The organism is Mesorhizobium sp. B2-3-13 (genome assembly GCF_006442195.1).
Taxonomy (GTDB): Bacteria; Pseudomonadota; Alphaproteobacteria; order Rhizobiales; family Rhizobiaceae; genus Mesorhizobium; species Mesorhizobium salmacidum.
This window is the reverse complement of sequence record NZ_VFVQ01000020.1, coordinates 41,945-61,133: the sequence shown is the minus strand read 5'-3', so window position 1 is coordinate 61,133 and position 19,189 is coordinate 41,945. Positions and strand designations below refer to the sequence as shown.

Below are 19,189 nucleotides of genomic sequence, written 5' to 3'. Positions count from 1 at the left end.
CATGGCCCCGCCTCTTCTCAATCTCGACGGGATAAAACTGACTTTTGGCGGCACACCGCTGCTCGACGGCGCCGCCTTGACCGCTTCGGCCGGCGACAAGATCGCGCTGGTCGGCCGCAACGGGTCCGGCAAGTCGACGCTGCTCAAAGTCGCCGCCGGCCTGGTCGAGCCGCAGGACGGCGAGGTGTTCCGCCAGCCTTCCGCGACAGTGCGCTATCTGCCGCAAATGCCAGACATGGACGGCTTCGCCAATGTGCGGGCCTATGTCGAAGCCGGGCTTGGGCCAGCCGACGATCCTTACCGCGCCAGCTATCTGATGGAGCATCTCGGCCTGTCGGGCGAGGAACGGCCAGGAGACCTGTCCGGCGGCGAGGCCAGGCGCGCCGCCCTTGCCCGCGTCATGGCGCCGGAGCCCGACATTCTGCTTCTTGATGAGCCGACTAACCATCTTGATCTGTCGGTCATCGAATGGCTGGAAGAAGAGCTCGTCCGGACTTCCTCGGCGCTCATCGTCATTTCGCATGACCGCCGCTTCCTCGAACGCGTGTCGCGCGCCACCGTCTGGCTCGACCGTGGCCAGACCCGCAGGCTGGACAAGGGCTTTGGCCATTTCGAGGAATGGCGCGACCTGGTGCTGGAAGAGGAAGAGCGCGAGCAGCACAAGCTCGGCCGCCAGATCGTGCGCGAGGAGCACTGGCTGCGCTATGGCGTGACGGCGCGGCGCAAGCGCAACATGCGCCGATTGGGCGAACTGCAGACCATGCGCCAGCGCTTTCGCGGCCATCGCGGCGCCGAAGGGTCCGCGACCATGGTGGCAAGCGACGCCGCCGAATCCGGCAAGCTGGTGATCGAAGCCAAGAACATCGAGAAGAGCTTTGGTGATCTCACCGTGGTCAAGGGGTTCTCGACCCGCATCCAGCGCGGCGACCGCGTCGGTCTTGTCGGGCCGAACGGCGCCGGCAAGACGACACTTCTGAAGATGCTGACCGGCGAATTGGCGCCGGATGCCGGCTCGGTACGGCTCGGCACCAATCTGGAAATCGCCACGCTTGACCAGAAGCGCGAGGCGGTCGATCCGCAGGAGACGCTGGCGCAATATCTGACCGACGGGCGCGGCGAAAATCTCGTCATCAATGGCGAGCAGCGCCATGTCGTCTCCTACATGAAGGATTTCCTGTTCAAGCCGGAACAGGCCCGCACCCCTGTGCGTGAGCTTTCCGGTGGCGAGCGGGCGCGGCTGATCCTGGCGCGCGTGCTGGCACGGCCGGCGAACCTTCTGGTGCTCGATGAGCCGACCAACGATCTCGACATGGAGACGCTGGAACTGCTGCAGGAACTGGTTGCCGGTTTTGCCGGCACCGTCATCCTGGTCAGCCACGACCGCGATTTCCTCGACCGTACCGTCACCAGCATCATCGCGCCGGACATCGGCGGCCGCTGGGTCGAATATGCCGGCGGCTATTCCGACATGCTGGCGCAACGCGGCGGCACCAGGCTGGACGACCGAAAAGCGCGTCCCAAGGCGGAAGCTGGCGATGTGCCCACGTCGGGCAGTAGCGAGCCGGCGGCGCCGAAAGGGCCGGCGAAGAAACTGTCGTTCAAGCAGAAGTTCGCGTTGGAGTCCCTACCCAAGAAGATCGAGGCGGTGACCGCATCGATCTCGCGGCTGGAAAACAACATCGCCGATCCGGCCTATTACGAACGCGACCCGGCCTCGTTCCAGAAGACGATCGCCGCCCTCGACAAGGAGCGCGCCACCTTGGCGGCGCTGGAGGAAGAATGGCTGGAGCTTGAAATGCTGCGGGAAGAGATGGAAGGGTGAAGATTGCATGCGGCCTTGGGCGCGCATATATTATGCGCATAAAGGAAGGCAATTTCCATGCTGCAATCGACACAGAAATCTCAGCGAAAGTCGGTCAACACATCCATTGACTCCCAGCTGATCGAAGATGCCAAAGCGCTGGGCATCAACATCTCCCGCGCTGCCGAAGCAGGTATTGCCAAGGCAATTGCAGCGGAAAAAACGCGCCGTTGGCAAGAAGAGAACAAGGAAGCGATTGAAAGTTCCAACGCCTACGTGGAGCGCAACGGACTGCCATTGGCCAAATACCGGCTGTTTTGATGGCACGTTACGATCTTTATCGGAATATCGACGGCAACGGTTATCTCCTCGATGTTCAGTCCGACCTTCTTGATAGGTTGACCACGAGAGTCGTCATTCCGTTGATGCCGCCCAATATGGCTCCGGTGCCGGGCCGCCGACTAAACCCGACCTTCGCCATCGACGGCAAAGACCATGTGATGGTCACACAATTCATCTCAGCCTTGTCGGCCTCCGAATTGCCGGACGTCGAAGGAAATCTTTCCCGGCATCACGACGAAATCGCCGCCGCACTCGACATGCTGTTCCAGGGTTTCTGAACGAAGGCGACCGTTGCGCCGTCTTCTCAACCCGCCGTCTTGGCCTGCCAGGCCTTGATCGCCTCGTCGAACACCTTCTCGCCGGGAAGGCCCTTTTCCATGGTCAGCAATGCCCGCCGTCCGGTCTTGTAGACCACCGGCACGTCGATCCAGTCCTGGCCGCGCAAGAGGGTCATGTTGGCGTCTTCGTCGGCCTTGGTATCGTTGAGCGCGACGAGGAAGAAGCCGTCGGCGATCTTGGCCGGGATGCCGATCAGCGGGCTGCCGGCATCCTGTTCGGAGCTCTTCATGGCGACGCGCAATATGTTGTCGACGCCGCCGCCCTCGAAGCCGTCGGGCGTCAGGAAGATCATCTCGATGATATGGCTGGCCGGCAGGGTCTGGTCGGTGTTGCGACGGATTGTCATGCGCAGCTGGATGTCCTTGCCGGGAATGGTCGCCTCGGCACGGATCGCCGGCTCGGGCGGCAGGTCGCCGCCGGGCGATTCCTGCACCAGCGACCAGACGATGCTGCCGGGCTCGGCCGAACCCTGCGCGGTGCTGGTGCGCTCCTCATAGAAGATCGCCTTCTGGCCGACCGGAACCGCGGTCTGCGCAGCAGCCGCGGCCGGTGCCGCCGGCGTGGCGCCTGCCGGCGCGGGCGGCGGCGTGGCGGCGGCACCGGCCGGGGCCGCGGGCGCGGTTACATTGGCGGGTGGTGTCGCGGGCGGGGTGCCCGCCGCGGGCGTGGTCGCGGCTGGCGCGCCCGCCGCGGGCGTACCGGCAGCCGGCGTATTGGCAGCCGGCGCGGGAACCGCCGGCGCTGCCGTGGCCGGCGCATTCGTTGCCGTTGGCGGCGTCGTCAACGCGGCGACGGATTCGCCCTCGCCTATGCCGCTCTGCCCACCCGCCGGGCCGGGATCGGTTTCGCCGCCTTCAGGCGTCAGCCGCTGCGTGAATTTCGTGCCTTCGGCGCCTGTCGCGGGCGCCGGAGGCGCGGCCGCGGCATCGGTTGCCGGCTTGGCCGGCGTCGTTTTCACCGGTTCGGTCTTGGCAACAACCTTGCTGCCGTCCATGCCCAGCATCTTGCCGAAGGCATCCTTGTTCAGCCAGATGCCGTAACCGCCGCCGGCAACGACCAGCAATGCGACGACGGCGGCGATCAACCCGCCATAGCTGCGCTTGCGTTCAGCCGGGCGCGAACGCTCGAAAGTGTCGGCGCCCGCCGACGCTTCGTCATCGGCAAAGACATCGTCCTGGTCGTCATCCCGATTCGCGTCCATCCCCGGCAAGGTCTTTTCCGAAAAGTCCGGAGCGGGCTGCACCGGCGTCGGCCTTTGCCAGCCGGGCTCGGATTTGGCGGCTGGAGCAGGCCGGTAGGGCTCGGGATTCGCCACGGGCTGCGCCGGTTTGTACGGCTCCGGGCTGGCCGCGGCAGGGGCGGGCCGATACGGAGAGGAAGCGGGAACCGGTTCGGCCTTGACTGGCTGCTTGACGTGGCTCGACTGGTTCTTGTTACGGTCGATGGAGGAAAAGATGTGTTCCAGTTCCGCGAGCGGATCCGTCTCCGGAACGCTTTTGACGTACTCACGCTCGACGCCGGCAATGGCGTCGTCCAGCGAGCGTTTCTGTTTGTCTATGGCCTCGGGAGCCAGTGGCGGCGAATATTCCGCAAGCTTCTTCGCCAGCATGGCGCGAACGCTGTTATAGATGCGCGTACGCTTCTCGGGCGTCTCGTCGCCGTGCTTCTCGAACGCGTTTTTCAGAACAGCAACGAAATCTGCCATGCGTCAGTCGACCTGTATTTTGCCTCCGCGCCGGCCCCCGCAAATCAGCCGCGATGCCCGGAAAGGCTTCAGAAACTAGTCTTGAAACGGATCGGTCACAAGTATCGTGTCGTCCCGTTCCGGGCTGGTGGAGAGGAGCGCGACCGGCGCGCCGATCAACTCCTCTATGTATCGGACATATTTGACGGCCTGGGCCGGAAGATCGTTCCAGCTGCGTGCGCCGGCGGTGGTGCCTTTCCAGCCTTCCAGCGTCTCGTAGATGGGTTCGACGCGGGCCTGCGCGCCCTGGCTTGCCGGCAGATAGTCGATCGTCTCGCCGTCGAGCCTGTAGCCGGTACAGACCTTGATCTCGTCCAGCCCGTCGAGCACGTCGAGCTTGGTCAGCGCGATGCCTTTGATGCCGTTGACGGCGACCGCCTGGCGCACCAGCACCGCGTCGAACCAGCCGCAGCGGCGCTTGCGCCCGGTGACGACACCGAATTCATGGCCGCGCGTGCCGAGGAACTCGCCGATCTCGTTCTTCTGCTCGGTCGGGAACGGACCTTCGCCGACGCGCGTCGTGTAGGCCTTGGTGATGCCGAGCACGTAGCCGATGGCGCCCGGGCCGACGCCGGAGCCGGCTGCGGCCTGGCCGGCGACCGTGTTGGACGAGGTGACGAACGGATAGGTGCCGTGGTCGATATCGAGCAGCGTGCCTTGCGCGCCCTCGAACAGGATGCGCTCGCCGGCGCGGCGCTTGTCGTCGAGCACCTTCCAGACGCGATCCATATAGGGCAGGATGTTGTTCGCGACCGAGGTCAATTCCTGCATGATCGCGTCATGCGTGACTTCGGCGTGGCCGAGCCCGCGACGCAGCGCATTGTGGTGCGTCAGCAGCCTGTCGACCTTCAGGGGCAAAGTTTCCAAATCCGCCAGATCCATCACCCGAACCGCGCGCCGGCCCACCTTGTCCTCGTAGGCGGGGCCGATACCGCGTCGGGTCGTGCCAATCTTCGTTCCGGAATTCGAAGCGGCATCCTCGCGGAATCCGTCCAGTTCCCGGTGTACGGACAGGATAAGCGCCGTGTTTTCGGCTATTTTCAGGCGATCCGGCGTCACTTCCACACCCTGCGCCTTGAGCTTCTCCACTTCGGCGACGAAAGCATGCGGATCAAAGACCACGCCATTGCCGATGATGGACAGCTTGCCTTCCCGCACGACGCCCGAAGGCAGCAGCGACAGCTTGTAGACCTTACCGTCGACGACCAGCGTATGACCGGCATTGTGGCCGCCCTGGAAACGCACCACCACATCGGCACGCTCCGACAGCCAGTCAACGATCTTGCCCTTGCCTTCGTCGCCCCACTGCGAGCCGACGACCACCACATTGGCCATGTTTCTTTTCCCTTGAGACGCCGCCGCGCGGCTTGGATATGGTTCGAAACGACAGGCCTCTATAGCGTCAAGACCTCGCGAGTGCGACCTTTCTTTGCCGCCAAAAATGCCCTGAGGCACAACAATTTCCGGCTTTGACATCATTTACTTGGGCTGGTGGGGGCAATAGGCCGGCAAACACCGCAGCCCATCCCGCGGCCGGAAGCCCGCGATGCATCGAAGCGCCTACATATTCCTGCTGCTCACCACCTTGCTGTGGGGCGGCAATTCGGTGGCCGGCAAGCTGGCGGTCGACCACGTCTCGCCGATGACGCTGGTCTTCCTGCGCTGGGTGCTGGCCGTGGCGATTCTGCTGCCGATCGGCTGGCGCACGATCCAGGAGGATTGGCATGTCGTGCGCAGGCACTGGTTCGTGCTGGCGGCGCTGGGCGCCAGCGGCTTCACCCTGTTCAACACCATCTTCTACACCGCGCTGAATTACACCACCGCGATCAATGTCTCGATCGAACAGGCGGCGATGCCGATCCTGATCATGACAGCCAATTTCGTTTTCTTCCGCCTGCGCGTGAACTGGGCGCAGATCGCCGGCGTGGCGCTGACCATCTTCGGCGTCATCCTGACGGCCTGTCATGGCGATCCCCGCCGGCTGCTGACGCTGGAACTCAATTTCGGCGACGCCATCATGCTGGTCGCGGTCGTTCTCTACAGCGGCTATTCGGTCGGGTTGCGGCTGAAGCCGGCGATGCGCTGGCAGAGCCTGATGCTGGCCATGTCGTTCGCCGCACTCATCACCTCGCTGCCCTTCTTCCTGTGGGAAGCCGCCGCCGGCAAGGTGATCGTGCCCGATACGCGCGGCTGGGCTGTCATCGTCTACACGGCGATCGGCGCTTCGGTGATCTCGCAGATAACATATATCAGGGGCAACGAGCTCATCGGCGCCAACCGCGCTGGCCTGTTCATCAATCTGGTGCCAATCTTCGGCACGCTGCTTTCGGTGCTGATCGTTGGCGAGACCTTTCAGCTCTATCAGGCGCTGGCATTGGTTCTCGTTCTGGGCGGCATCGGGCTCGCCGAACACAGCGGGCGCAAGATGGCTTCTGGCCAGAGCAATTCCAGGAAGCGCGCGTAGCACTTTCCCTAGGGATTGCCTGTAAAGAGTTGAAGCGGTTCGGCGATTCCATCAAACATTGAACCGCTGACTAGAGGCTTCCAAATCATGCCACCGTCGGCAACGGCGCATCCGCCGGGCGGTTCCGGCGGTCATGGAAACGCCCCGCATGCATGCCGGCAAACGGGGCGTCGTGTGCTTGTCACCCGGGGAGGTGCGGAGAGCTAGATCCCGCCCACGTCGAACTGGAGGCGCTTTGCCGAGTCGATCGACATGTGGCCTCGCACCTGCTCCAGCACTTTTTCCGGGAACGGCGCGTCGAGATAGAGCAGCGCGATGGCGTCGCCGCCGGGTCGGTTGCGCCCAAGCTGGAAGTTGGCGATGTTGACGCCGTTCTCGCCGCACACCGTGCCGAGCAGCCCGATGATGCCTGGTGCGTCGGCATTGGTCGTATAGAGCATGTGCTGGCCGACCTCGGCGTCGAGATTGATGCCCTTGATCTGAATGAAGCGCGGCTTGCCGTCGGAGAAGCAGGTGCCGGCGATCGAGCGGGTCCTGTGCTCGGTCTTGACGGTGAGCTTGATATAGCCGTCGAAGACGCCCGACTTGTCGCGCTTGACCTCGGCGACGATGATGCCACGCTCCTTCACCATGATCGGCGCCGAGACCATGTTGACGTCGGCGACCTGCGGCCGGATCAGGCCAGCCAGGGCGGCACTGATCAGCGCACGGGTGTTCATCGTCGCGGTCGAGCCGTCGAACAATATCTCGACTTCGCTGATCGGATCCTCGGTGACCTGGCCGACAAAGGCGCCGAGCACTTCGGCGAGCTTGACGAACGGCTTCAGCCGCGGCGCCTCTTCCGCCGTGATCGAGGGCATGTTGATGGCGTTGGAGACCGCGCCCTTGATCAGGTAGTCGGCCATCTGCTCGGCGACCTGCAACGCGACATTCTCCTGCGCTTCCGCCGTCGAGGCGCCAAGGTGTGGTGTCGCCACCACGTTCTCCATGCCGAACAGCGCATTCTGCTCCGCTGGCTCGACCTCGAACACGTCGATGCCGGCGCCCGCCACCTTGCCGCTCTTCAGCGCCGCGACTAGGTCGGCCTCGACCACCAGCCCGCCACGGGCGCAGTTGATGATGCGCACGCCATTCTTCATCTTGGCGATGGCTGCCGCATCGATGATGTTGCGGGTCTTGTCGGTCAGCGGCGTGTGCAGGGTGATGAAGTCGGCGCGGGCGAAGAGTTCGTCCAGTTCCACCTTGTCGACGCCGAGCTCCTCGGCGCGCTTGTCCGACAGGAAAGGGTCGAAGGCGATGACATGCATCTTTAGCCCGACGCCGCGTGTGGCGACGATCGAACCGATGTTGCCGCAGCCGATGATGCCCAGCGTCTTGCCGGTGATCTCGACGCCCATGAAGCGGTTCTTCTCCCATTTGCCGGCATGGGTCGAAGCGTTGGCTTCCGGGATCTGGCGGGCGAGCGCGAAGATCATCGCCACAGCGTGTTCGGCCGTCGTGATCGAATTGCCGAAGGGCGTGTTCATCACGATGATACCCTTGCGGCTTGCCGCAGGGATATCGACATTGTCGACGCCGATGCCGGCACGGCCGATGACCTTGAGATTGGTGGCGGCGTTGATCAGCTTCTCGGTGACCTTGGTCGCCGAGCGGATGGCGAGGCCGTCATAGCGGCCGATCACTTCGAGCAGCTTTTCCTTGTCCTTGCCGAGATCGGGCAGATAGTCGACCTCGACGCCGCGATCCTTGAATATCTGCACGGCCGTGGGAGAGAGTTTGTCAGAGACGAGAACGCGGGGCGCCATGGCGGCCTCCTTGAAAATGGGATTGATCCGGGAATGGGCGGCCCTCGGGCCGCCACGGAGAGTTTAGGCAGCCGCTTTCAGCGACGCCTTCTGGCTGGCAAAAGCCCAATCGAGCCAGGGCATCAGCGCTTCGAGATCGGAGGCCTCGACGGTTGCGCCGCACCAGATGCGCAATCCCGGCGGGGCATCGCGATAGGAACCGATGTCATAGGCGACGCCTTCCTTGTCGAGCATCGAGACAAGCCCCTTGGCGAACGCCGCTTGCCCATCAGCGTCGAGCGCCGCGACATCCGGGTCGCTGAAAGACAGACAGACCGACGTGTTCGATCGTGTCGCCGGCGCGACGGCGAGATGGCCGAGCCAGGATGAGCTTTCCACGAACCGGTCGAGCACGGCGGCATTGGCATCCGCCCTGGCAATCAGCGCATCGAGGCCGCCGATCGACTTCGCCCAGTTCAACGCGTCGAGATAGTCCTCGACGCAAAGCATCGACGGCGTGTTGATGGTTTCGCCCTTGAAGACGCCCTCGATCAGTTTGCCGCCCGAGGTCAGGCGGAAGATTTTCGGCAACGGCCATGAAGGCTTGTAGCTCTCCAGCCGCGCGACGGCACGTGGCGACAGGATCAGCATTCCATGCGCGCCCTCGCCGCCCAGCACCTTCTGCCAGGAGAAGGTCACGACATCGAGTTTCTCGAAATCGAGCCTTTGCGCGAAGGCCGCGGAAGTAGCGTCGCAGATGGTCAGGCCCTTGCGATCGGCGGGAATGAAGCCGCCGTCCGGCACGCGGACGCCCGAGGTCGTGCCGTTCCAGGTGAAGACCACATCGCGATCGAAATCGATCCTGCTCAGATCAGGCAGCGCGCCATAGCCGGCCTCGATCTTGCGGACATCGGCAAGTTTCAGCTGTTTGACCACGTCGGTGACCCAGCCGGAGCCGAAGCTTTCCCAGGCGACCATGTCGACGCCGCGCTCGCCGAGCAACGACCACAGCGCCATCTCGACAGCACCTGTGTCGGAGGCCGGCACGATGCCGATGCGGTAGTCGGCCGGGACCTTGAGAATCTCGCGCGTCAACGCGATCGCCTGCTCGAGCTTGGTCTTGCCGATCTTGGCGCGGTGGGAACGGCCGAGCGCGGCGGATTTCAGCGCCTCGACCGACCAGCCGGGACGTTTTGCGCAGGGACCTGAGGAAAAATTGGGATTTGCCGGACGGAGTCCGGGCTTCGTAAGCGTCGTCATCGTGGTCTATCCTTCCAGATAGTGGCCCCTCGTTGGGGAGGGGTGGCCCACGGACGGCGATATGCGTTCAGGCCTCGGGCGTCAAGAGGAAAGTTTTTGTCGCTGCCGGGATACCAGACGCATGTCGCCCAAAAGCGGCGGACAGCGACATGTAATCAAACAAGAAATGTCTGCGATCAGGATTTCGGGATCCAAACGCAAACGGCGGACCACGGGGATCCGCCGTCAAAGTCCCGGCCTTTCCCAGGCCTTACCAGAGGTCGTAGCGCAGACCGAGCTTGACCGTCTGGTAGTCTATGCCCTTGTGAATGTTGAAGGCGCCATTGTCATAGGCTACATATTTGCCGTCCGGCACCGAGAAATACTCATAGCCCAGATCGACGGAAACGTTCTTCGTAACCTGATAAGACAGCCCGGCGCCGATCGAGTAAGCGAAGTTGAATTTGGCGGCCGTATCGGTTTGGCCATCATACCCTGCGGGGTCATTGCAGAAAAACCCGCCCGTTCCGGCGGAATTTACCGGTGTTTCCACACAATCCTTGGCGCCGATGCTCTTGTAATATTTGTTGTACGCAAGGCCGATGCCGCCGCCGACATAAGGAGTGATCCCGACATAAGTGCCGAGATCGACATAGCCATTGGCCATGAGGCTGTAGGCTTTGTTGCTGCCGTTGTCGATCTGGTCGCACAACTGCGATGCGGGCGCGGAATTGATGGTTCCGAAACCGTCATCTACGAGCGTCGTGCCTTTGCAAGTGGTGGCAAGTTTCTGATGATCGGCGAATTTATTGGTCGGCAGAATCCCGCCATTCAGTTCCACCCGAAGATAGTCGTTGACGTGATAGCCCATGCCGACGCTGCCTGTAAAAAGGCTGCTCTCGGACGTAAAGCTGTTCAGGGGCCCGCTTGAGACCTCCTCGTTATCGAATGGGTGACTGAACGCATAGCCGACGTCGCCGCGCAGGTACCAGCCAGAGCCGACCTCGACCGGCACATAGTCGGGTGCCTGGTCGACATAGATCGGTGGATCGTAGTCGGCGGCTATTGCAGGCGTCAGCGGCAACAGGAATGCGGCAAGCGCCAGCCCCATACGCGATATTGATATCATGGTCCCCGGCTCCCGAATTCGGGGCGTCGCATAAGTGACGCACCATCGTTTCAAGGAGCATTGTTAACCATAGTGGTTAAGTCGCGGTTAAGGCTAACAGAGCGTTAGCGAATTGATTTCGCTAATGCATGTCGCCCAAATGGCCTGACTTTGGAGAAGCCGGCATGCAGGACAGCAAAGGTCTGAAGTGTGCCGCTTGGATCTATTTCGATACGACGTCTGAAGTACTTCCCTGGCGACAACCCAAACGAAAACCGCCCGGCTGGGCCGGGCGGTTCGCATATATCAGGTCGTGCAAGTCTTACTTGGTGTAGATCGGCTCGGGTTCGGGCTGGTAGGCCACCACCGGTGCGGCGCAACCGTTGTTGCCGCCGAACTGGTAGCGCAGGCCACCCCGCACCTCGTGGGTGTTGAAGCCATGGTCGAAGCCAGGCCCGGCGCTGCTCGTGTCGTATTCGAACATACGGCCGCCCTGGATATGGGAGAAGCGGTAGCCAGCATCGAGGATGATCTTGTCGGTCAGGCAGTAGGAAGCACCGGCCATGACCGCGTAGGCGAAACGCCAGTTGGACGCGCCAGGATTGGTCTCGGTGGTGTTCGGATCGTGGACGGTATCCCACTTGATCCGCGCACCGCCGATGCCGGCGCCGACATAGGGCGTGATGCCGTGCCAGGTGCCGATATCCACATAAGCATTGGCCAGCAGCAGCAAGGCGCTCATCTTCGACACTTCGGTCGAGGTCGAGGTGAGATCCGAGGTTCCGCCATTAAAATTCGACTTGAACCAGTAGTCGGCGGTCAGGTCGGTACGGAAGTGTTCGTTGATCTTGTAGCCGACGCCGCCGCCGAGCGAGAAGCCGCCTTTGAGCTTGCCATAATCGAAAGTCTTGCTGCCGGCGACACCGACAGGAGGTCCGCAGGGGCAAGGGGCGGCCCCATAGGTGATGTAGTCGATGTCGCCCACCTTCGACTTGTGATAGTCGATGTCGCCGCGGATATACCAGCCGCCGACGTCCACCGGCTGCTCGTAGACCGGTGGCGGTGCCTCTTCGACCTGTGGCTCCGGCAGGTCGGCTGCGAACACCGGCCAGGCCAAGCCCGCGAACAGCAGCGCGAACAGGGCCCTTCTTGCTGTATTGAACATGCTTGTCACCCCTAGAAACCTCGGAACGGCGATCGTGTCCGGATGAGATTGGCTTTCAGGCGTGGATAATGAATTGCAAAGGTTAAAAGGCGTTTAACCCTGTCGATTAACCACGAATCTCTAAAGTTCCAGGGATTCGGCGATGATTTCGACAGAAGGAGACCAGTTATGGCCAACAAAAAAGCCCGCCGGAGGGGCGAGCTTCGATGCAACCAAGGCGGCGCGCGACGCCTCCCCCTGGGCGGCGATCAGGCGGCGCTACGGGTTTCCGAGATCACCCCGACGATGTCGTTGACCACGGCCTCGACCAGCTGCGGATCGTCGCCCTCGGCCATGACACGGATCAGCGGCTCGGTGCCGGATGGACGGATGACCAGCCGCCCGGCCTTGCCGAGACGGTGGCGGGCGTCTTCGATCGCGGCCTTGACCGGGGCTTCCTCCAGCGGCTTGCCGCCGGCGATGCGAACGTTCTTCAACAGTTGCGGCACCGGCTCGAACTTCTTCGACAGTTCGCTGACCGGGCGGCCCTGCCGCTTGATGCAGGCCAGCACCTGCAGCGCCGAGACCAGACCGTCGCCCGTGGTCGAAAAGTCTGACAGCACGATGTGGCCCGACTGCTCGCCGCCGACATTGAGCCCATGCGCGCGCATATGCTCCACGACATAGCGGTCGCCGACCTTGGTGCGGTGCAATTGCAGCTTCATGTCGCCGAGAAAGCGTTCGAGGCCGAGATTGGACATGATCGTCGAAACGACGCCGCCGCCGGCCAGCCGCCCGCTCTGGTGCCATGACTCGGCGATCAGCGCCATGATCTGGTCGCCGTCGACGATGGCCCCATTCTCATCGACGATGACGACGCGGTCGGCATCGCCATCGAGCGCGATGCCGATGTCGGCGCGCACTTCATGCACCTTCTTCTGCAGCCCGGCCGGATGGGTCGAGCCGCATTCCCTGTTGATGTTGAAGCCGTTGGGTTCGACATTGATCGCCACGACCTCGGCGCCAAGTTCCCACAGCGCCTCGGGCGCCACCTTGTAGGCCGCGCCATTGGCGCAGTCGACGACGATCCTGAGGCCCGAAAGCGACATCGAGCGTGGCAAGGTGCGCTTGGCGAACTCGATGTAGCGGTCATGCACGCCGTCGACGCGCTTGGCGCGGCCAAGCCCGTCGGAATCGGCGAGCGCCAGTTCGATATCCTTGTCGAGCATGCTCTCGATGCGTTCTTCGATCTCGTCGGAGAGCTTGTAGCCGTCAGGCCCGAACAGCTTGATGCCGTTGTCATAATAGGGATTGTGCGAAGCCGAGATCATGACGCCGATGTCGGCACGCAGCGAACGCACCAGCATCGCGACCGCCGGCGTCGGGATCGGGCCGAGCAGGAACACGTCCATGCCGGCGGCGCAAAGGCCGGCCACCATCGCGTTCTCGATCATGTAGCCGGAAAGCCTGGTGTCCTTGCCGAGCACGACACGATGGCGATGGCTGCCGCGCTGGAACGAAAGACCGGCGGCCATGCCAACCCGCATGGCGATTTCGGCGGTCATCGGAAACTTGTTGGCGCGCCCGCGAATGCCATCCGTGCCGAAGTAATTCCCTGCCATGCTAGCCAGTACCCTCGATTGTCCTTAGCCGGCACGTCATGCCACAATTGGCCGCCGCGCCTCGATCACATTGTGTGATTATATGTTACCAATCCTTAGAAAATCATTGTTGTGCACTGCACACAACATGGCGGCAGCTTAGCATGGAGACGCGGTTGCCTCTCAATATACCAGTTTTGCGAGCCATTCGGCGCGGATGCACCCCGAGAATTCTTGCTTCGGCGGCCGTCAGGCCAAATGATTTCATCACCTTGTCGTCAGAATGCGATTTTCGGCGATATATACGCCACTTGGCATCTGGCGCAACCGACCGTTGAGCGTTATTGATTCGCTGGGACGTATAATGGGCTGCAGCCACGGAGAAACGCTATGCTCATCCACCGAATTGCTACTTTGACCGGCCTTGCGGTCGCGACGTTGTTCCTGGCCGCGCCAGCCAACGCGCTGACGATGGCCGAGTGCAGCACGAAGTATAACGCCGCCAAGGACGCGGGGACACTTGCCGGGGCGACCTGGAACCAGTTCCGCAAGGCACAGTGCGGCACCGACGCCGCGGCCACCACCGACACCAAGGCGGCCACGACCAAGGCTGCTGAAACCAAGCCGGCCGAAACCAAGCCGGCCAAGACCACCAAGGCTGCCGCCGCAGCCGCCGACAGCACGGCCAAGGGCCTGACCGCCAAGGAATGCAGCACCAAGTACCAGGCGGCCAAGGCCGCCGGCACGCTGAACGGCATGAAGTGGAACGACTTCCGCAAAACCGAATGCGCCGCTGGCGCATCCGCCGCCGCTGACAGCACCAAGCCGGCGACCACCAAGGCTGCGACCACGACCACCCCGGCCGCCGCTTCTGGCAAGCGCCTGAGCATGGCCGAATGCAGCACCAAATATCAGGCTGCCAAGACGGCGAATACGCTGAACGGCATGAAGTGGAACGACTTCCGCAAGAGCGAATGCGGCGCCAGCGCCTCTGACGATGATACCGTGCCGGCTCCGAGCGAGGCGACCTACACCAAGGAACCAGCAAAGCCGACTGCTGTGGCGCCAAAGGGCGTGACTTTCCCGACCGCCATCTCGCCGAAATTCGCCAGCGAGACCCCAGCCAAGGGTCGCATGCACACCTGCCTCGAACAGTACTACGCCAACAAGGACGCCAACACGCTTGGCGGCCTGAAGTGGATCCAGAAGGGCGGCGGCTTCTACAGCCTCTGCAATGCCAAGCTGAAGAGCTGATCGACCGCATCTGAAAAAACAAAGCCCGCGAGCCGCAAGGTTCGCGGGCTTTTTTGTTCGGCATTGGCCAGGCTCAACTCCCTTGCTTGGAGAGGAGCCCGACCAGACTTGAAAGATCGGCGTTGGCCATGCCAGCCGCCACACCGCGTCGCATAAGATTTTGCATCGGCAAGACGAGTTCGGTGCTGACATCAGCCGCTTTGCTGGCATCGACCAGATTGATATAGGCATCTGCCTGCATGCCCAGATTGGAAACGACATTGGCGGTGTGGTCGCCGCTGTCGATCTGTTGCGCCCATTTCGGCAATCCGCCTTGCATCGCCTGAAGCCACGATGTCAGCAGCGGCATGAATTCGCCGGCGGGGATTCCAGCCTTGCCCGTCAATGCCAATGCCTGCAGCACACCGGCGAACAACCCGTACATGCCGGCCAGGAGCGAGATGTCGTAGAGTGGCGCGAGACCGGCATCCTCGCCAAGATACTTGCTGGTGCCGAGCGCATCGAGCCGGCCTGCATGATCGTCGAACGCTTGCCTGGAGCCACTGTAGAGTATCAAGGCATTCTGCCCGCCGATCATCGGCGGTACCGCCATGATGCCGCCGTCGATATAGTCGGCACCGCATTGGGCGGCCCAGACGGACATCGCTCGCGCCTGTTCGGGTGTGCCGTTGGTGAGATTGACCAATGTGCGTCCCGAAAGCGCGTCCCCTGCGGGACCGAGCACCTCATGGACAGTGTCGTAGACCAGAAGGCATGCCACGATCAGCGGGCTCGACCTGACCGCCTCCTCGACATTCCTGGCCACTATGGCGCCCTTTGCCGCGACGAGCTCCGACTTTGCCGCTGAGCGGTTCCACACCGTCACCGCGTGCCCCTTCTCAAGAAAGGCTTCGGCGAGCGCCGTGCCCATGGCACCGAGGCCGATTACAGCAATATCACTCATCCTGCTTTTCCTTTGTTCGCTTTGCCGGTCACGCCGGCAGAGGGCTCAGATCCTGGCCAAGGCCGCCATCCACGGTCAGCCGGGCACCCGTGGTGAAGGTCGCGTCGAAAGCCAGGAACAGCACCGCACGCGCCACCTCCTCGATCGTGCCGTGACGCTTCATCGGCGTGACCTTGTCGCCTATCCTGATGAAGGCCGCACGCTCCTCGGCGGAAGCGCTGGCCACACCCATTGTCGGTGTGTCGATGAAGCCGGGGCTGACCACATTCACGCGGATCCGGCGCGGCAGCAGTTCGGCGGCCAGCACCTTGGCGAAGGCGCGAAGTGCTGCCTTCGACCCGGAATAGACACTCATGCCGCCGGTGCCGGATTCGTCGGCGACGGACGAGGTGAAGACGATGGCGCCGCCATCCCTAATGAGGGGCAAGAGCCGCTGAACGGTGAAGAAGGCCCCCTTGGTATTGATGTTGAAGATGCGGTCGTAGCTGTCTTCGGTCACCTGCGGCACCGGCTCCAGATAGGCGATCCCGGCATTGACGTGCAGGAAATCGATCTGGCCGAGCTTCTGCCCGACCTCTGCGCCGAGTGTAACGATAGCGGCCATGTCGCCGATGTCGGACCGCAGCACATGGGCGCGCGAAAACAGCCTGGCACGTGCGGCATCGATGTTGCGTTCGTCACGGCCGGTGACCAGCACCTCGGCGCCGCCCTCAACCAATGCCTCGGCGACAGCGAGCCCCATGCCGTGGGTTCCGCCGATCACCACAGCTTTGCTGTTTGCGTATCGTGTCATGATGCATCCTTTTGACAAAATCCTGCCCTCGACGGCCTTTGCAGGCCGAAGTGGGATACCGATATGGTGTTGTGGTGCTCGCCGGTGTTTGCGATCTGGTCCGAAGCTATGGGCCGACTTGGTTTTTCTCAAGTACCGACAAAAATGTAAGCCACCCACCGATTGCTCAGAATTGGATGAAACATGGGAAAGAAACAGCCAGATAGTTGCGGACTTGGACCCGCACTCGAGGTGATCGGCGGCAAATGGAAAGCGTTGCTGCTCTGGCAGATACACAAAGCGCCGGCGCGATTCGGCGAGCTGAAGCGCCTGGTGCCCGACATCAGCGAAAAAATGCTGATCCAGCAGCTGCGCGAAATGGCGGCGGACGGCATCGTCCATCGCCAGGTCTTCCCCGAAGTGCCGCCCAGGGTCGAATATTCGATCACCGACTTCGGCATCGAGCTGGACAATGCCCTGATCCCGCTCGCCAGATGGGGCAAGCAACATGCGGTGCGGACTGAAAGGCGTCCCGGCAAGGCAGATGCGCCCGCGCCGCACGCTTCATGACCAGCACGAATAAAAAACGCCGCGGCTTCAAACCGCGGCGTTTTTCTTGAAACCTGTAATCTAAGCTCAGCTGGACGGCTGCGGCTCCATGCCGCCTTCGGGCTCGGGGCCCTTCTTGCGGCGGCCGGACTTCGGCACGGCCGAGCCACGGCTCGGCGGCGTGTCGTCGCCAAGGTCGCGCGAGGGCTTCTGTCCGGCGATCAACTGCTTGATCTCCTCGCCGGACAACGTCTCGTATTCGAGCAGGCCTTGTGCCAGCGCGATCCATTCCTTCTTCTTCTTGGTCAGGATGGATTTAGCCGTCGAATAGGCTTCGTCGATCAGCCGGCGCACCTCGCCGTCGATGATCTGCGCGGTCTCTTCCGAGATGTTCTGCGTACGCGCCACCGAATGGCCGAGGAACACTTCCTCCTGGTTGTCGCCATAGGCGACATGGCCGAGCTTGTCGGAGAAGCCCCAGCGCGTGACCATGGCGCGCGCCAGCTTGGTCGCCTGCTCGATGTCGGAGGAAGCGCCGGACGTGATGTTCTCCTTACCGAACTTGAACTCCTCGGCGACTCGGCCGCCCATCATGATGGCGAGGCGCGAGATCATGTATTTGTAGCTCATGGAGTAGCGGTCGCCTTCCGGCAACTGCATCACCATGCCGAGCGCGCGGCCGCGCGGGATGATGGTCGCCTTGTGCAGCGGATCTGCCGACGGCACGTTGAGCGCCAGGATGGCGTGGCCGGCCTCGTGATAGGCGGTCAGCTCCTTCTCGGCCTGGGTCATGGCCGACGAGCGGCGCTCGGCGCCCATCATGATCTTGTCCTTGGCGTCCTCGAACTCGGCCATGGTGACGAGGCGCTTGTTGCGCCGCGCCGCCATCAGCGCGGATTCGTTGACCAGGTTCATCAGGTCGGCGCCAGAGAAGCCGGGCGTACCACGAGCGACGACCTTGAGGTCGACATTGGGCGCCAGCGGCACGTTGCGCACATGCACCTTGAGGATCTTCTCGCGGCCGACGATGTCGGGGTTCGGCACCACCACCTGGCGGTCGAAACGGCCTGGTCTGAGCAATGCCGGATCGAGCACGTCGGGCCGGTTGGTGGCGGCGATCAGGATGATGCTTTCGTTGGACTCGAAGCCGTCCATCTCGACCAGCAGCTGGTTCAGCGTCTGCTCGCGCTCGTCATTGCCGCCGCCGAGGCCGGCACCGCGATGGCGGCCAACGGCGTCGATTTCGTCGATGAAGATGATGCAGGGCGCATTCTTCTTGGCCTGGTCGAACATGTCGCGGACGCGGCTGGCGCCGACGCCGACGAACATCTCGACGAAGTCCGAGCCCGAAATGGTGAAGAACGGCACGTTGGCTTCGCCGGCGACCGAGCGGGCAAGCAGCGTCTTGCCGGTGCCGGGAGGGCCGACCAGCAGCACGCCGCGCGGAATCTTGCCGCCGAGGCGCTGGAATTTCTGCGGATCGCGTAGGAACTCGACGATCTCTTCGAGATCTTCCTTGGCCTCGTCGACGCCGGCGACGTCCTGGAAGGTGACGCGGCCATGCGCCTCGGTCAGGAGCTTGGCCTTGGACTTGCCGAAGCCCATGGCGCGCCCGGAGCCGGACTGCATCTGGCGCATGAAGAATATCCACACGCCGAGGATGAGGATCATCGGCAGCCACGAGATCAGGTAGCCGAACAGCGAATTGGAGCCGTCGGTCTCAGGCCGCGCATTGATGGTGACGTTCTTGTCCTGCAGCCGCGAGACCAGCTGCGGATCGCCGGGCGAATAGGTCTGGAAGCCGCTGGAGTTGTCGGTGTAGGTGCCGGTGATGCGGGCGCCCGCGATGGTCACCGTCTTGACCCGGCCGGCCGCGACATCCTGCAGGAACTGCGAATAAGGCACATCGCTCGAAGCCCCGCGCGTCTGCGGCGTCTGGAACAGATTGAAGAGGGCGATGAGCAGGACCGCTATGATCGCCCAGAGCGCGAGGTTGCGATAGTTCGGATTCATCAATTGTCCCGTTGGCGTCCGCGAGCGGACAGCATCATGAGAGGAAACTTGGGCCTAACATAGGGAGAGCGTCCCCCCTTGCCAAGCAGAAC

At 62.7% G+C, this 19,189-nt stretch carries 16 protein-coding genes; 6 read left to right on the top strand and 10 right to left on the bottom strand.

The genetic code is table 11. The features are described 5' to 3' along the window. Position 1: 1 nt before the first annotated feature. The 3 genes from FJ941_RS22415 to FJ941_RS22405 are packed head-to-tail and all read left to right on the top strand — an operon-like array spanning position 2 to position 2,421. Positions 2–1,822, top strand: a complete 1,821-nt coding sequence (locus FJ941_RS22415) for an ABC-F family ATP-binding cassette domain-containing protein (protein WP_140508991.1) — start codon at positions 2–4, stop codon at positions 1,820–1,822. 57 nt (positions 1,823–1,879) lie between these two features. After that, on the top strand, positions 1,880–2,122 hold the full coding sequence (locus FJ941_RS22410; RefSeq protein WP_181169918.1) for a type II toxin-antitoxin system CcdA family antitoxin: 243 nt from the start codon (positions 1,880–1,882) through the stop codon (positions 2,120–2,122). Further along, the gene (locus FJ941_RS22405; RefSeq protein ID WP_140508989.1) at positions 2,122–2,421 is read left to right on the top strand and encodes a CcdB family protein; all 300 of its coding nucleotides are present in this window, start codon (positions 2,122–2,124) and stop codon (positions 2,419–2,421) included. The genes FJ941_RS22410 and FJ941_RS22405 overlap by 1 nt, the downstream gene beginning before the upstream one ends. Before the next feature lie 26 nt (positions 2,422–2,447). Here the strand turns inward: FJ941_RS22405 and FJ941_RS22400 are convergent, their stop codons facing one another. Beyond that, positions 2,448–4,187: a hypothetical protein gene (locus tag FJ941_RS22400; protein WP_140508987.1), complete on the bottom strand. Its 1,740-nt coding sequence runs from the start codon at positions 4,185–4,187 to the stop codon at positions 2,448–2,450. A 75-nt stretch (positions 4,188–4,262) separates the two neighbouring features. Beyond that, entirely contained in the window at positions 4,263–5,561 is a 1,299-nt protein-coding gene (locus FJ941_RS22395; protein WP_140508985.1) for an adenylosuccinate synthase, read from the bottom strand. Positions 5,562–5,772: 211 nt separating this feature from the next. Between FJ941_RS22395 and FJ941_RS22390 the strand changes: the two genes are divergently transcribed. After that, entirely contained in the window at positions 5,773–6,690 is a 918-nt protein-coding gene (locus tag FJ941_RS22390; RefSeq protein ID WP_140508983.1) for a DMT family transporter, read from the top strand. Between the two features lie 203 nt (positions 6,691–6,893). Here FJ941_RS22390 and serA read toward each other — a convergent pair whose 3' ends face one another. From serA to glmM, 5 genes are all read right to left on the bottom strand, one after another. Next, positions 6,894–8,495, bottom strand: coding sequence for a phosphoglycerate dehydrogenase (serA, locus tag FJ941_RS22385; protein WP_027141812.1), 1,602 nt, complete (start codon positions 8,493–8,495; stop codon positions 6,894–6,896). A gap of 63 nt (positions 8,496–8,558) precedes the next feature. Continuing rightward, positions 8,559–9,734: a phosphoserine transaminase gene (locus FJ941_RS22380; protein WP_140508981.1), complete on the bottom strand. Its 1,176-nt coding sequence runs from the start codon at positions 9,732–9,734 to the stop codon at positions 8,559–8,561. Between the two features lie 250 nt (positions 9,735–9,984). Then, positions 9,985–10,842: an outer membrane beta-barrel protein gene (locus tag FJ941_RS22375; protein WP_140509082.1), complete on the bottom strand. Its 858-nt coding sequence runs from the start codon at positions 10,840–10,842 to the stop codon at positions 9,985–9,987. Positions 10,843–11,143: 301 nt separating this feature from the next. Further along, positions 11,144–11,986 carry an outer membrane protein gene (locus FJ941_RS22370; RefSeq protein WP_140508980.1) on the bottom strand — a complete coding sequence of 281 codons (843 nt, stop codon included), beginning with the start codon at positions 11,984–11,986 and terminating at the stop codon, positions 11,144–11,146. 248 nt (positions 11,987–12,234) lie between these two features. Then, complete coding sequence (glmM, locus tag FJ941_RS22365; protein ID WP_027141808.1) at positions 12,235–13,587, bottom strand: phosphoglucosamine mutase; 1,353 nt, start codon at positions 13,585–13,587, stop codon at positions 12,235–12,237. Between the two features lie 369 nt (positions 13,588–13,956). Between glmM and FJ941_RS22360 the strand changes: the two genes are divergently transcribed. Further along, on the top strand, positions 13,957–14,820 hold the full coding sequence (locus FJ941_RS22360; RefSeq protein WP_140508979.1) for a hypothetical protein: 864 nt from the start codon (positions 13,957–13,959) through the stop codon (positions 14,818–14,820). A gap of 73 nt (positions 14,821–14,893) precedes the next feature. Here the strand turns inward: FJ941_RS22360 and FJ941_RS22355 are convergent, their stop codons facing one another. Both FJ941_RS22355 and FJ941_RS22350 read right to left on the bottom strand, forming a co-directional pair. Then, complete coding sequence (locus tag FJ941_RS22355; protein ID WP_140508977.1) at positions 14,894–15,763, bottom strand: NAD(P)-binding domain-containing protein; 870 nt, start codon at positions 15,761–15,763, stop codon at positions 14,894–14,896. A gap of 28 nt (positions 15,764–15,791) precedes the next feature. Continuing rightward, on the bottom strand, positions 15,792–16,556 hold the full coding sequence (locus FJ941_RS22350; RefSeq protein ID WP_140508975.1) for an SDR family oxidoreductase: 765 nt from the start codon (positions 16,554–16,556) through the stop codon (positions 15,792–15,794). 183 nt (positions 16,557–16,739) lie between these two features. Here FJ941_RS22350 and FJ941_RS22345 point away from each other — a divergent pair, with 183 nt between their 5' ends. Beyond that, positions 16,740–17,105, top strand: coding sequence for a helix-turn-helix domain-containing protein (locus FJ941_RS22345; protein ID WP_140508974.1), 366 nt, complete (start codon positions 16,740–16,742; stop codon positions 17,103–17,105). Between the two features lie 66 nt (positions 17,106–17,171). On the opposite strand, the gene ftsH is transcribed toward FJ941_RS22345, so the two are convergent. Continuing rightward, positions 17,172–19,097, bottom strand: a complete 1,926-nt coding sequence (ftsH, locus tag FJ941_RS22340) for an ATP-dependent zinc metalloprotease FtsH (protein ID WP_027141803.1) — start codon at positions 19,095–19,097, stop codon at positions 17,172–17,174. Between the last annotated feature and the right edge of the window lie 92 nt (positions 19,098–19,189).

Excerpts from the sequence above, each read along its gene's own strand:
- FJ941_RS22400 (WP_140508987.1), bottom strand. The coding sequence starts at position 4,187 with ATGGCAGATTTCGTTGCTGTTCTGAAAAACGCGTTCGAGAAGCACGGC.
- ftsH (WP_027141803.1), bottom strand. The coding sequence starts at position 19,097 with ATGAATCCGAACTATCGCAACCTCGCGCTCTGGGCGATCATAGCGGTC.
- FJ941_RS22395 (WP_140508985.1), bottom strand. The coding sequence starts at position 5,561 with ATGGCCAATGTGGTGGTCGTCGGCTCGCAGTGGGGCGACGAAGGCAAG.
- FJ941_RS22410 (WP_181169918.1), top strand. The coding sequence starts at position 1,880 with ATGCTGCAATCGACACAGAAATCTCAGCGAAAGTCGGTCAACACATCC.
- glmM (WP_027141808.1), bottom strand. The coding sequence starts at position 13,587 with ATGGCAGGGAATTACTTCGGCACGGATGGCATTCGCGGGCGCGCCAAC.
- FJ941_RS22355 (WP_140508977.1), bottom strand. The coding sequence starts at position 15,763 with ATGAGTGATATTGCTGTAATCGGCCTCGGTGCCATGGGCACGGCGCTC.
- FJ941_RS22360 (WP_140508979.1), top strand. The coding sequence starts at position 13,957 with ATGCTCATCCACCGAATTGCTACTTTGACCGGCCTTGCGGTCGCGACG.
- FJ941_RS22345 (WP_140508974.1), top strand. The coding sequence starts at position 16,740 with ATGGGAAAGAAACAGCCAGATAGTTGCGGACTTGGACCCGCACTCGAG.
- FJ941_RS22380 (WP_140508981.1), bottom strand. The coding sequence starts at position 9,734 with ATGACGACGCTTACGAAGCCCGGACTCCGTCCGGCAAATCCCAATTTT.
- FJ941_RS22370 (WP_140508980.1), bottom strand. The coding sequence starts at position 11,986 with ATGTTCAATACAGCAAGAAGGGCCCTGTTCGCGCTGCTGTTCGCGGGC.
- FJ941_RS22375 (WP_140509082.1), bottom strand. The coding sequence starts at position 10,842 with ATGATATCAATATCGCGTATGGGGCTGGCGCTTGCCGCATTCCTGTTG.
- FJ941_RS22390 (WP_140508983.1), top strand. The coding sequence starts at position 5,773 with ATGCATCGAAGCGCCTACATATTCCTGCTGCTCACCACCTTGCTGTGG.
- FJ941_RS22350 (WP_140508975.1), bottom strand. The coding sequence starts at position 16,556 with ATGACACGATACGCAAACAGCAAAGCTGTGGTGATCGGCGGAACCCAC.
- FJ941_RS22415 (WP_140508991.1), top strand. The coding sequence starts at position 2 with ATGGCCCCGCCTCTTCTCAATCTCGACGGGATAAAACTGACTTTTGGC.
- serA (WP_027141812.1), bottom strand. The coding sequence starts at position 8,495 with ATGGCGCCCCGCGTTCTCGTCTCTGACAAACTCTCTCCCACGGCCGTG.
- FJ941_RS22405 (WP_140508989.1), top strand. The coding sequence starts at position 2,122 with ATGGCACGTTACGATCTTTATCGGAATATCGACGGCAACGGTTATCTC.